This window comes from Legionella pneumophila subsp. fraseri, from assembly GCF_000586315.1.
GTDB classification, from domain to species: Bacteria; Pseudomonadota; Gammaproteobacteria; order Legionellales; family Legionellaceae; genus Legionella; species Legionella pneumophila_B.
Map to the genome: position 1 here is coordinate 65,961 of NZ_JFIM01000014.1, position 12,662 is coordinate 78,622.

A 12,662-nucleotide genomic window follows, 5' to 3' on the forward strand; every position below is an offset into this window, starting at 1 on the left:
AGGAAATGCAATGACTGCTAAAACTCCTCTTCACGCGACGCACTTAGCTTGTGGTGCCAAAATGGTGGATTTCCATGGTTGGGATATGCCTCTCCATTATGGATCCCAGTTAAACGAACATCATGCGGTCAGAAACGATGCTGGCATGTTTGATGTCTCACATATGACCATCGTTGATATTTTAGGCGCTGGCGGTCGTCAGTTTCTACGAAAACTTTTGACCAATGATGTTGATCAGATTACTCACAATGGAAAAGCTCTATACAGCTGTATGTGTAATGAACACGGCGGAATTATAGATGATCTCATTGTATATCAACGCGCTTCAGATAATTATCGAGTAGTACTTAATTCGGCAACCAGGCAAAACGATGTGGCCTGGATTCGCGCAAAAAGCGAAGGATTTGCCGTTGGCTTACAAGAAAGGCGTGAATTATCCATGCTTGCCGTACAAGGCCCAAATGCCATAGCGAAAACATTAAGCATTCTTGCGCCCGCCCATGCAGATGCTGTTTCAACTCTTATCTCTTTTGAGTGCGTCGATGTGGACCACTGGTTTTTTGCTCGCACCGGCTATACGGGAGAAGATGGCCTTGAAATCATTGTCCCCAATGAATTCATTACTCAACTCTGGAATGATCTCCTAAACGCTGGAGTAACGCCCTGCGGATTGGGAGCCAGGGATACTCTCAGATTAGAGGCGGGAATGCTTCTGTATGGCCAGGATATGGATGAAACAACAACCCCATTGGAATCTGGTTTAGCCTGGACAGTAAAGTGGGAACCAGAGGATAGAGGATTTATTGGAATGGGCGCTTTGGTTTCTCAAAAACAACAAGGAATTAAACGTAAGATGGTCGGTTTAACCTTGTTGGACAAAGGCATTATGCGTCATGGCCAAAAGGTTATTATTGAAGGCTGCCCTGACGGAATTATCACAAGCGGCAGTTATTCACCGACTCTTCAACAATCAATCGCTTTGGCGCGAGTTCCCGTGGAAACAGGGGAACAAGTACTTGTTGACATACGCGGAAAGTTAATCCCGGCAAAAGTAGGGAAGCCTCGCTTTATCAAACAAGGAAAACCAGTTTAAATTTTAGTAATATTAATATTAAGGATATAAAAAAATGAATGATTTGAAATTCACAACAACCCATGAGTGGCTTAGGGAAGATGAGGAAGAGGTCATAGTAGGAATTACAGATCATGCGCAAGAATTATTGGGGGATATGGTATTTGTAGAACTGCCCGAAATAGGTGATGAAGTGAGCGCAGGTCAAGAATTAGGTGTGGTGGAATCAGTGAAAGCAGCTTCTGATTTTTATGCTCCCATTAGTGGCGTTGTAACCGCGGTTAACGAAGCCGTTGGTAAAAACCCTGCCTTGGTAAACCACGACCCCTACCATGAGGGTTGGCTCGTGAAGCTAAAGCCTACCCATCCTGATGAGATCAAAAGCCTGTTGAGCGACGAACAATATCAAAATGAGATAGCTGAGGAAAATTAATCATGCCTTATATTCCACACACACCCAATGATACCAAAGAGATGCTGTCGGCAATTGGTGCTCAAGATATTCAGGATTTATTTGATGAAATACCAGCTTCTTTACAATATGCGGGATTTCAGAATATCCCTGCTGGCATTAACGAAATGGAAATGCTCAAAGAGGCCCAAAATCAAGCCCAAAAGAATCGTAACGGGATCTGTTTTATTGGTGCTGGATGTTATGAACATCATATTCCAGCAGCCGTGTGGGATATTGCATCTCGAGGTGAGTTTTTAACTGCTTACACACCCTATCAAGCGGAGGCTAGCCAGGGAACTTTGCAATTATTGTATGAATATCAAACCATGATCTGTGAGTTGACTGGCATGGATGTATCCAATGCGTCAATGTATGATGGAGCAACTGCCTTAGCTGAAGCAGTATTAATGGCAGTCCGACTTAATAAGCACAGCAAAACCAACAGAGTGCTCATTGCAGGCACAGTAAATCCTTTTTATCGTGAAACCATTGAAACGATAGTACGTAATCAGCATATTGAAGTCATTACCCTCCCCTTTGATGAACAACAGGGAATCACTGATCTTGGCTCTCTTAATCAATATACTGGAGAAGATATTACAGCGTTGGTCATAGCCCAGCCGAATTTCTTTGGTTGCCTCGAACAAGTCGATAAAATGACTTCCTGGGCGCATCATAACAAAACAGTCAGTGTCGCTTGCGTTAACCCGACTTCATTGGCTTTATTAAAGCCACCCGGCTTATGGGGAGATCATGGTGTAGACATCGTATGCGGCGAAGGACAACCTTTAGGTTCTCCTATGGCATCAGGAGGTCCTTATTTTGGTTTTCTGAGTACTCGTATGGCCCATGTCAGGCAAATGCCTGGAAGAATAATTGGCCGCACGGTGGACAAAGATGGAAAAACCGGCTTTAGCTTAACTCTCCAGGCAAGGGAACAGCATATTCGTCGTGCTAAAGCCACGTCAAATATCTGTACCAACCAAGGTTTACTTGTCACAGCAGCAACTATCTATATGAGTCTTTTAGGGCCAGAAGGTTTAAGTCAAGTAGCAACTCAATGCCACCAAAACACTCATGAATTGATTGCTGCCTTAACACAAATCGAGGGAGTAGAACTGGTTTTCAAGGCTCCGTTTTTCCATGAAGCCTTAATTAAACTAAACCAACCGGTTCAATCTGTATTGCAACAACTGGCCGATGCAGGAATTGCTGGAGGCTACGCACCGGAACCACACTACCCTCAGTTAACCAATACGCTGTTGGTTTGCGCGACAGAAGTGCGTACCACGGAGGATATCGCGAAATATGCAAAAACATTAAAAACCATAATATCCAAGCGAGGTGCCTGATGTTTATTGTGCAATTAACCTATTTGGTTCCCATCAATGAAGTAAACAAATATCTGCAAGCACATAGGGAATTTCTTGATTACCACTATAAACAAGGGCTATTGGTTGTTTCTGGCCCCATGAAACCTCGAACCGGTGGAATTATTATAGCAGCGACAAATGACAGGGGCCATTTAGAGTCAGTTTTTAAACAAGACCCTTATTATTTAGCAGAAATTGCTGAGTATCAATTTATCGAGTTTACTCCAGTAAAGCACAGGGATGAACTCAAGGAACTTATTCAAAAAACGGAAGGCAAATTATGTTGATTTTTGAATTATCTAAACCTAGTCGCCAGGCAAAAGCACAGATACCCAGAGCAGTAGGCAATAACTATTCAATACCTGAAGAATTTCAACGAAAGTCGCCCCCAAGATTGCCGGCTTGTTCCGAATTGCAAGTGGTAAGACATTTTACCCGCCTTTCTCAAAAGAATTTTTCCATAGACACCAATTTTTATCCTTTGGGCTCATGTACCATGAAATACAATCCCCGGGGTGTTCATAAAGCAGCTTCGCTTCCCGGCTTTATAAATCGCCATCCGCTAGCTATGGATCATGATAGCCAAGGATTTCTGGAAACTCTTTATAAATTGCAAAATTATATTGCTGAAATTACGGGGATGCCTGGTGTTTCGCTTACTCCAATGGCTGGCTCACAAGGAGAATTTGCCGGCGTCGCCATGATTAAAGCCTACCACCAGTCTCGCGGAGACACCGCCCGAGATGAAATTCTCATTCCAGATGCGGCTCATGGAACAAACCCCGCCTCTGCCGTGATGTGTGGATTCAAAGTAGTTGAAATTGCAACTGCTGCAGACGGCGACATTGATCTTGACGAATTAAAAAGAAAAGTAGGCCCCAGAACTGCCGGAATTATGCTAACTAACCCCTCTACTTTGGGATTATTTATGCGTCAGATAAAAGAAATAGCCAGTCTTGTACATCAGGCCGGAGGGTTATTATACTACGATGGCGCTAATCTCAACGCTATTTTAGGTAAAGTAAGACCGGGTGACATGGGTTTTGATGTCATGCATCTTAATTTACACAAAACATTTGCGACACCTCACGGGGGTGGGGGGCCTGGTGCCGGTCCTGTTGCTGTTGGTAAACGTCTTATTCCTTACATGCCTCTACCCATTGTGAAAAAAACCGACTCTGGATATCACTGGGCAACTCGCCAGGATTATCCACAAAGCATAGGAAGATTATCGTGTTTTATGGGCAATGCCGGCATTTTATTACGTGCTTATTTTTATATGCTTGTTCTTGGTAAAGAGGGGCTGTTGCGCGTATCAGAATTTGCAACGCTTAATGCCAACTATTTACTTAAAGAATTGACTAAAGTGGGCTATACAGCAGCCTATCCTGGCAGACGTGCATCTCATGAGTTTATTCTTACTTTAAATTCCGAAAAGAAAAATTATGACGTAACTGCCATGGATTTTGCAAAAAGGTTATTGGACTATGGAGTTCATGCCCCCACTACTTATTTCCCTTTACTGGTACCAGAGTGCTTGTTGATTGAACCACCGGAAACAGAAAGTAAAGAGGAATTAGATGCTTTTGTTGCTGTGATGAAAACAATCCGTGAAGAAGCTATCAAGCAACCTGATATACTCAAAGCAGCTCCCCACACTTTACCAGTCAAAAGACTGGATGATGTGAAAGCAGCTCGCGAATTGGATTTAAATTATTTTGCAACTCGCGAATAAGCTATACAACAGATTTTTCTAATTTTAGCGCAGCCGCTTTCTTTTGATGACAGTTGCTGCGTTTTATGGTTGCCAACCTTCTTTCACCAGAAATTTGATATATTTGATATATTTTTACAGCAAATTACAAACCTTGCCGTTTGACGGTTCTCAAGCATTGCATTATAACTTTATAAAATAATGTTATAATGTAATTCAAATGGGTTAAATAAATGGTTGTAGAATTGGATCAACCACCAGTCAGAACATTGCTAGCGCGCCAGGGAATCTATGATAGGAATAGCGCAATCTTTGCCTACGAACTCTTATACCGTAATAGCGAAGCACAAAATTCACACATCGATAACCGCAATCCTTCGTCAGGTGAAATAGCTACCTCATCTGTTCTATTGCAGTTATTCGCAAATCTTGATGTGAACACCATAATAGGTAACAAACGAGCTTTTATTAATTTCACTCACAGTCATCTTGTACAAAAAATACCGATGTTACTTCCCAAAAATAGAATCGTCATTGAGGTTCTTGAAACGGTGGCGATAGACCAACCATTACTGCTCAGTTTAATAGAATTAAAGAAACAAGGATACCAAATTGCTCTTGATGACTTTGTCTTCAGGAATGAGTTAGCGCCACTGGTTGATATGGCCGACATTATTAAAATTGATGTGCTTCATCTTAACCAGCAACAAATCGCAGAACAATTATTACCGCTGAAATCTTTTAGGGGAAAGCTACTCGCAGAAAAAATTGAAGACAAACAACAATTCAATCATTGCATCAATCTTGGATTTGATTTTTTTCAAGGTTTTTTTCTAAACAAACCGGATCCCTTGAAAGGACAAACCATTACTGAAAATAAAATGCAGCTTTTAAGATTATTAACGGAAATAAACAATGAAGACGTACCAATCCAACGCATTGAAGAGATTATCTTACAGATTCCGAGACTAAGTTATCGTATCTTGCGTTTGGCAAATTCTGCTTCTTTGTACATGAGTAAAAAAATAGAATCATTAATGGATGCCATTTCTCAATTGGGCTTGATGCAAATTCGCAATTGGCTAAATTTATTGCTATTGGCAAGTCTCGATGATATGGCACCTGATTTGTTAGAACGAACATTAATTCGTGCCAAAATGTGTGAGTCCTTATCCAAATCAATGGGTTATCCCAACACTCATCAAGCTTATACTATAGGCATACTTTCTACTTTAGATGGTATATTAAATGAGCCTATGCCTTCACTATTGGCGAAAATTCGATTAAGTGAAACACTCAATGAGGCTCTGCTGAACTATAAAGGGGATTTAGGCAAAGTCCTGAAATTTGCCATAGATTATGAACAAGCAAATTTTAATCAATTAGAGCGTCTTTCTATAAAGAGCGAAACCCTCACCCAATCTTATCTCAAGGGAATTGAATACGCCAATCATGTGCTAGATATTATTAATAAATAATTTTCATCCTGTTGGTATTCATTAAGTATTTAACCTGTTTTAGAAAAGAGAGTCCTATGGAAATTGTCCATATCAGATAAGACAAAAAGGATTTTCATCAGGCCTTACGATAAATCCCAATCTCTTTGTTAAAAAAAGTTTTTAATTCGGTCATTTAGTTTATCTAAACTCCCTCATTAACAACATTTTTTGCCTCGACCTTGGGGTTTTTCGTAAGTCCTGCTCATGTCACGAATATGCCACTAAATTTTATTTAAAATCACAAAGATCTGAAATTGATCTTATCGATCAAATAATAACTTGATGTTTCCTCTTGTTTATTTATAATTCATAGAATGTTGAATTTACCCTCTTGTTTCAAATTATGATCATACATGAACTGTTTAATTGGATACACAATGATAGCGCAACCCTTCATCTTAGTGATCAAACGGTTGAACATGAGCTTATTGAACAAGAGGAATTACAAGCCAAACAAACAAATCGTATACTTCTAGGTAACGTCCGTCTTTTAAAATATAGCGGTACATCCAGTACAGAGGCGATTAAAGAATTAGAGCAGCATTGTCTTTTTATGGATTATCTCCAGTTGTATAAACAAGAGTTTGTTAAGGATGAAAAAAACACTTTATTTTTAATTGCATTAAGAAACCTGTTATCTCAGTCTCATGAAGAGCAACTTCGTCTCATGCCTAAAATCAATGAGTTGTTCAGAGTATTATTACAAGATAATAAAGAAAGTACTCTTTCTTTTTATGATAAGAACAAAGAGTTGTTCAGACACTGTACAGAAATTCAAGAAAAGGTAGCGTTTGAACTTCTCCAGCAAAAAATAGAAGCCGACAGCAAATCAGTAATATCTCAATTAGATTATTTTAATGAGCAACTAGCCTACCAGGAAAATCCTTTAGGAATCATTGCGCTATGCCGAAATTGGATTGGTGAAACAGAAAAAATCGCTGCTTTTATACTCTGGATGTTAGAACGCAAAGTAAGCGTTGAAAAAATTCTTCTTACTAATCTGCTGCAGGATTTTCTTAAATATCATTTATTCACGTTGCACTCCAAGGATAATGAAGTTTCTCGCTTATATTCTCTACTCAGTCGTTTCCCTGAAACCAAGGAACTCGTTATGGCAGTGCAAAGGATAAGCTGTGGAGAGATAATGTTTCAGCAATACTCTCTTGACGGCATTTTTCGGGGTGAAAATCTCCCTGCTATTCCACTGGAAATCCCCCATTTACAATTTTCTTTAAGCAGAGACAATTTTATCGCATTATACCGAACTTTTGGCCCAGCTTTTTTAACGGCAGGAGTTGCTACTGCAACGAACCATAGTGACGTGGTTTGGCTAGATATGCTAAAGCATACGTTGAACCAGCCAGAAACACTCAAATTATTGCCTGATATTATCAATATTATTGCCAGAGAGTATTCACCGAAAATCTTAAAAACTCTTGCAGAACTAATTACGGATTCTACTGCCCATCAACTTCTTATTCTTAATCAAAGCTGTGTTTTCCATTTATTACAGCATAAACCAAGATTACTTCATGATATTACAGAAGAACATGTTATTGAGTATATCCAGCACCTCACTCGGCTGGATACTCATGATCCGGAAATCATTTATCAGTTAATGGCTTTGTTTAGGGTGTTATTGAAGAAAACACATCCAGCGACTAAAGCGGTATTCGAAGCAATTATTGATAATCTCGTGAATCATCCTCAGCTGCTTGAGGATGAAGAACTTTTAACGCAGTTTAAAAAATATCCGGATTGTGAGCTCCTTTTAGAGGAGCGTTGTGAACATTTGCAAAAACAGCTTAATTTTTGCATTGCTGAACAAGCATCAGGTTCCGTCTTTGGCAATCATAACTACAACACCATCGAAGATGTTTGGCTTGGAGCCTTAAGAAAATTTGCAGTGCTCAATCAAATCAACCCACAAATGAAGTTTAGCCTTGGGCATAAATATGCCCTTCAAGCAAGAATTGCCGAGGCTGTCTTTATCAATCAGGGAGACCTGTTTGACTTAGATAACTTCATGGATGCATTGGATTTGCCTCCCGTCACCTCATCTGAAGAAATCAGTCTTTACGAGCGAGCTCTTATCGAAATTCTTGCAACGATAGATAATGAACTCATCAGAAAACAAATCATTCACAAGTTGGAAACAACGCCTTTCAATAGACTGAATTGGCATGAAAAAGAATATGGAAATCAAACCATTTTTATTAAAGCAGCAAAAAAGGGCAATTTAGGTTTAATCAATTTGCTTGAAGATAAGATGAAGCCTTCTGTGCTTAACAAAGCGCTAAGAGTCGCAGCCAAAAACTACCAATGGGAAATATTGGATCATCTTTATAGTCTTCCTGAAATTGAGCTAAGTCAAGATGAAATGGATAACCTTGTGGCCTATCTAGCAGAACATGGACGAGTAGAAAATGTAAAAAAACTCCTAAAATTATACGATTATAAGCCATCCACAGAATTAATTAGCACCATTCTTAAAAAAGCGATAACCAATGATAATTTACAGGTTGTCATATATTTCTGCAAACTCCCAGTGGAATCACCCAAACAATCAATGCTTGACCGTCTATTTAAATTGGCAATTCAATTACAGCATTGGGATATTGTTAAGTATCTTGCCAATTCAAAGCATTATTCTCCATCGCAAACCACTCTTGAAAAAGCTTTTCAACAAACCGCGCTGGTTATGCAGCATGAGGCAGTAGAAATTCTTGGTAATGTGGAAAAAACACCCGTGCGCGCAATAGTTATTGAACGGGCATTACTGAAAGCCAGTAAACTAGGGCATACAAAGGTTGTTCAATCTATTTGTAGCCTGCCTCCAGAATTATTAACCAAGCGAGCTATTGAAGACGCTTTAGAGCAAGCAGCAGCGCAAGGACATTTGGACATTGTCTCCTGTCTCTGTGAGCCAGGCACCACAACACTGAGACCACCAGTGATCAACTCAGGAATGAAAATTGCTGTCCAGGCAGGCAAATTATCCTTAGTTAATTATTTCTGCTCGATGACAGGGAGCAATAAACCGACTCCCCGCTTAATTGATCAGACATTAGTTATGGCAGCTAAAAACGGACAAACAGCCATTTTTATGGCTATTCATTCAAACCACCAGACTCCTCCGGGAAAGCATGCTATTGAGCAATCCTTTCAACTTGCTATTACTACCGGGAAATTACCGATTTTAGACTATCTATGTCGTCATGAAAGGTATGGTGTCAATCAAAGCAAGATTGATCAAGCATTGATTTCAGCAGTCAAATCCAAACAAGTGGAAATTGTTAGCTATCTCTGTGAATCTCTGGAAATGACACCCAGTCGAAAAGCACTAAGAATTGCTGTTAGTAAAGCCGTTTCCAGTGACCAAACGGACTTGGCCGATTACTTGCGAAGCCAAGCCAGTGGCAAATCAAAACTCACAGATACTTCCGTTGATGAGATGGATTCTCCCCGCGAAATTGGTAAACAATTAGCAACTAATGGGCTATTTAAGTATAAAAGAAAAGAGGACAAGGAGCCTTCACTGCTTTTAAATCCAAGTATTTAAAACTATTGGTCAGTAGAGGAGAATTCTCTTTAATCATCATACTTGGACATCCAGCTCAAACAAAGCCAGAGAATCCATCTCATTATCGTAAATTTTCTTAAACCAAGCTGGTATTTGTTTTGTTGATTCAGAAATAGATCGCGAATCTGCTTTGTACTGTTCGGGAAGATAGCTGTTAAATAATTTTTCTAAAGCGCGGTTATCATCTATTAGCAGATTAATTTGGTTAACCAGATAATACGTTTCTCGAGGTTTAATTTTTTGTCGGTAGCCATATTTATCAAGCCATTTCAATGAAGCCAAACCAATAAATAAAGACCAGGCACAAAATAAGCGATACGGGCGTCCTTCAATAATTGGGATGCTCTTTACATAAGCCAGTGAATGGTGCGCATGAATGACTAAACTCTCACGCAAGCTATTTTCTGAAGAAATATAATAACGCCCATTTGCTTCATCATCCATTTTATCTTTCAAGAGATTGATTTTTTGTAAAAAGAAACCAAAATGAAAGGCTTGATTTAACAGACCAGCTGTCCATTTAAAATTAGATATTAAATCAGTAAATATTTGTGACAATAATTTGCCAACTAATCCCGCAACAAAAAAACAATATTGATTGGTGGTCACTAATGAAGGAAATACGATTTTACCTTCCATACTATAATGATTAAGGAAATAGTGCATTCCATCAACTGTTTGCAATATAGTTTTTATCATAGATTGCTTGATGGATTCAGGTAAATTATCTTTTTCTTCCAACAAAAGGGGGACGGCACATAAAAGTTGTTTCTCTCCTAATGGAAGTTGCGAAGGAAAGCTGGAAAGCCATTTTATGAATTGATCGTTTGTCGGTGTTTGAGCTAAAAATGATTTAAAAGCAGCAAATGAATCATTTTGTGTTTGCAGATCTTGCCATTTGGCATCTTCAATACTGTCTGCAATACGCAAAAGCAAATAACTCAATGCAACCCATTCTTTTGAGGGAGAAGTTAATTGGCTTATACAAAAACTAAAACTTCTACTTACATTTTCTAAATGTTGATAATAAAAAGAAAACGATCGCATAACATCAGCCAAATTGATGTTCGCTTTTCGCTAATGTCTCTTTTATTCTCTGGTAATTTTCTTCCACTGTTTTTGACAACTCATCATAGGAAATATAATTTTTCCATACATGCATTAAAGAAAATAAATACATAAAACCAAACTCTAGGTCGTTTTCCAATAATGTATTACTGTACTTGATAAAGTTATCCAAATTTGAAAATGGCTTTGACAGTGGCTTTATCCTGGATTGCTCCATGTCTTGAAACATTTGATCAAAAGCCTCCTGCATATAACGCGGGAACGGGATATTGCCATCAAAAACTCGGTGATCAACACTCATGCCTACAGGCAAAATATCTTGTACCTCAAATTTGTTATTTGTTTTATTCCAGACTTGTTTTCTTTCGATTTCTGTCAAGGTTATTTTAAACGTTTCATTTGGAAATAAGGGTGAAACCGCTGCTTGATACCCCCAATGACCAATATTACTCAAAGAAATAGCGGGTCTGGCAAATAAGAAATCACGGTACACTCGCTCGTGCCGTGGAGTTAGCAAGCGATTGACTACCTCGATTAAATAGGGATGCTCTTTTTGTAATAATTGTGTTTTTTCATAACAGTACTTCATGATGCGCATGTCATGCTGAATGTGTTGCGCTAATTCAGTCGTAGTCATCTCATGGCAGTTTTTAAACTCAATCGCACCTAATTGATCACTACCTGGAATCTTTACCGCAAGCGCTACGTAACTATTGTGCGAGTGGTACAGTTTATGATTGAAAATATAATTTCTCGTCTGCGGGTTATCAAAGCAAGCTTTACTCAATGCTTGTAACATGAGGCAAGTTATTGTTTCCGGTTTAAATTTCTTTTCAAAAAAACAAACAGGAGTAACATTTATATTAAAAATTGCAGACTCAGTAGGTAATTCGGGGTCATTCCACATCGCTGAAAGTAATTTACGAATATTGGTCGATTCAATTGCTTTATCTTTTTCAAAATCATGCGATAAATTCTTCATCAATAAAGGCATGGTATCCATAAACAACTGCCAATGGGCTGAGGGTGTTACGCCAATTTTTTTAAGCATCCAATGGTGTTTATTATTGATATTGTTGAGCAGTTTCAGCGCCCCTTCCTTACCTAATAGAATGCCAAGGGTAGTTACATATTGCTCATGAGCAAATACGGTATTTATCAACTCATCTTCAAAAATTGCTAATTTTTTTCTTAAATAGTCTTTATTTGGCAACCCAATCTGACGGTATAAATCGTACTCATTCATATGCCGGCTTTCATCTTCAAGAACTGTTTCAAAAATAGTTACTGCGATGTTTTTCTCTTTCATTGCGATACATAATTCTTCTACCCATCCTTCTCCAACCAAATTGACCAAGGTAATAGAAGTTGCCAAATCCTCTTCGCCTTCAAGAGAAGAAATAAAATGATTGATACTCTTTTGATGACCAAGTGGCAATGCGTAAGGAGCGGACAATTGAAACGCAATTTTTGCAAAAGCCGTGGCATGGAAAATCTCGTCGGTAATTTGTTGACGCATTTGTTGATATAAATCCGTTCCACGGAGTTTCTCTAGTGATTTTATAAGCCCTCTTAAGCCAATTGTTTCTAATTGAGCAAACAAGGAAAATAAATGAATATAGATAAGCTTGTCATGCTCAAGTTGAAAAGGGATTTCGTTGTAAAATATCTTATCAATTCGACTTTTGATGGATTCCTTTTCCTCGTCATTTAATACAGACCAAGCATTCTTTAAAGACTTCTCGGCAACCCAAGTTGGTTTTAGCAAATCGCTTAACTGAATCATAAATTAACCCCAATCCATTTGTTATATTGTAAACGCCTACACTCTTCCGTGGCATATACTAATGACATACTTAATGGGAAGTGTACTATAAAAGCGTTTTTTGTGGATATTGT

The 12,662-nt window shown here is 38.8% G+C and carries 9 protein-coding genes; 7 read left to right on the forward strand and 2 right to left on the reverse strand.

Annotation, left to right across the window (positions count from 1 at the left end; genetic code table 11):
• Nucleotides 1-10: 10 nt before the first annotated feature.
• From gcvT to CC34_RS0104170, 7 genes are all read left to right on the forward strand, one after another.
• On the forward strand, nucleotides 11-1,093 hold the full coding sequence (gene gcvT, locus CC34_RS0104140) for a glycine cleavage system aminomethyltransferase GcvT (RefSeq protein WP_028378854.1): 1,083 nt from the start codon (nucleotides 11-13) through the stop codon (nucleotides 1,091-1,093).
• A gap of 34 nt (nucleotides 1,094-1,127) precedes the next feature.
• The gene (gene gcvH / locus CC34_RS0104145; RefSeq protein ID WP_027228078.1) at nucleotides 1,128-1,505 is read left to right on the forward strand and encodes a glycine cleavage system protein GcvH; all 378 of its coding nucleotides are present in this window, start codon (nucleotides 1,128-1,130) and stop codon (nucleotides 1,503-1,505) included.
• A gap of 2 nt (nucleotides 1,506-1,507) precedes the next feature.
• Nucleotides 1,508-2,878 (forward strand): aminomethyl-transferring glycine dehydrogenase subunit GcvPA, encoded by a 1,371-nt coding sequence (gene gcvPA, locus CC34_RS0104150; protein ID WP_028378853.1) that lies wholly within the window; start codon nucleotides 1,508-1,510, stop codon nucleotides 2,876-2,878.
• Nucleotides 2,878-3,186 carry a YciI family protein gene (locus CC34_RS0104155; RefSeq protein ID WP_028378852.1) on the forward strand — a complete coding sequence of 103 codons (309 nt, stop codon included), beginning with the start codon at nucleotides 2,878-2,880 and terminating at the stop codon, nucleotides 3,184-3,186. Before gcvPA ends, CC34_RS0104155 begins: the two co-directional genes overlap by 1 nt.
• Nucleotides 3,180-4,634, forward strand: a complete 1,455-nt coding sequence (gene gcvPB / locus CC34_RS0104160; protein WP_028378851.1) for an aminomethyl-transferring glycine dehydrogenase subunit GcvPB — start codon at nucleotides 3,180-3,182, stop codon at nucleotides 4,632-4,634. The genes CC34_RS0104155 and gcvPB overlap by 7 nt, the downstream gene beginning before the upstream one ends.
• Before the next feature lie 212 nt (nucleotides 4,635-4,846).
• Entirely contained in the window at nucleotides 4,847-6,091 is a 1,245-nt protein-coding gene (locus tag CC34_RS0104165) for an EAL and HDOD domain-containing protein (RefSeq protein WP_028378850.1), read from the forward strand.
• A gap of 364 nt (nucleotides 6,092-6,455) precedes the next feature.
• Nucleotides 6,456-9,674, forward strand: coding sequence for an ankyrin repeat domain-containing protein (locus CC34_RS0104170; protein ID WP_028379192.1), 3,219 nt, complete (start codon nucleotides 6,456-6,458; stop codon nucleotides 9,672-9,674).
• 36 nt (nucleotides 9,675-9,710) lie between these two features.
• Here CC34_RS0104170 and CC34_RS0104175 read toward each other — a convergent pair whose 3' ends face one another.
• On the reverse strand, nucleotides 9,711-10,742 hold the full coding sequence (locus tag CC34_RS0104175; protein WP_028379193.1) for a squalene/phytoene synthase family protein: 1,032 nt from the start codon (nucleotides 10,740-10,742) through the stop codon (nucleotides 9,711-9,713).
• Between the two features lie 4 nt (nucleotides 10,743-10,746).
• Nucleotides 10,747-12,549, reverse strand: a complete 1,803-nt coding sequence (locus CC34_RS0104180; protein WP_028378848.1) for a 2-oxo acid dehydrogenase subunit E2 — start codon at nucleotides 12,547-12,549, stop codon at nucleotides 10,747-10,749.
• Nucleotides 12,550-12,662 lie beyond the last annotated feature (113 nt).